Source organism: Paraburkholderia sp. BCC1885, assembly GCF_900996235.1.
Lineage (GTDB): Bacteria > Pseudomonadota > Gammaproteobacteria > Burkholderiales > Burkholderiaceae > Paraburkholderia.
Map to the genome: position 1 here is coordinate 1 of NZ_CAAJGM010000065.1, position 568 is coordinate 568.

The 568-nt window shown below is 70.2% G+C and carries 1 protein-coding gene; it reads right to left on the bottom strand.

The window, feature by feature from the left end:
- Window positions 1-568 (bottom strand): ATP-binding protein (locus tag FQ755_RS05105; protein ID WP_144151577.1); only part of this gene is annotated, 568 nt, incomplete at both ends.

Sequence of the window (568 nt, forward strand, 5' to 3'; positions counted from 1 at the left end):
CGGTGACGAGGATCACGGGCAGCGTGCCCGGGCGTCGCTCAATCTCCTCGGCCAGGTCGATGCCGTTGAGCGTGCCCGGCATGTGGATATCGGAGATCACCAGGTCGAAGGGCCGCGACTCGTCCTCGGGATCGAGCGGCGCGTCGATCAGCGCGAGCGCGTCGTCGGCGTTGGCCGCGTAGGTGACGCGATGGCCGAGCAACGACAGCAGCGCCTCGGTACCGGCGGCCACCTCGCCGTTGTCCTCGACCAGCAGGATGCGCAGGCCTTCCCGCGGCGGATCGGTTTCCAGCGAGGACGCTTCGCGCGACGCAGGGGCGGCGGGCGGCGCCTCGTCGGTGATGCGCGCGCGCGGCAGGTAGAGGCGCACCGTGGTGCCCTCCCCCAGCGCGCTGTCGATCGTGGCGATGCCGCCCGAACGCTCGCAGAACGCGAACACCTGCGGCAGGCCGAGGCCGGTGCCCATGCCCTTCGGATTGGTAGTGAAGAGCAGCTCGAAGGCATGCGGGAGCACTTCGGGCGGCATACCGCTGCCAGTATCGGCCAGCGAGAGCTGAAGGAAGTCGCC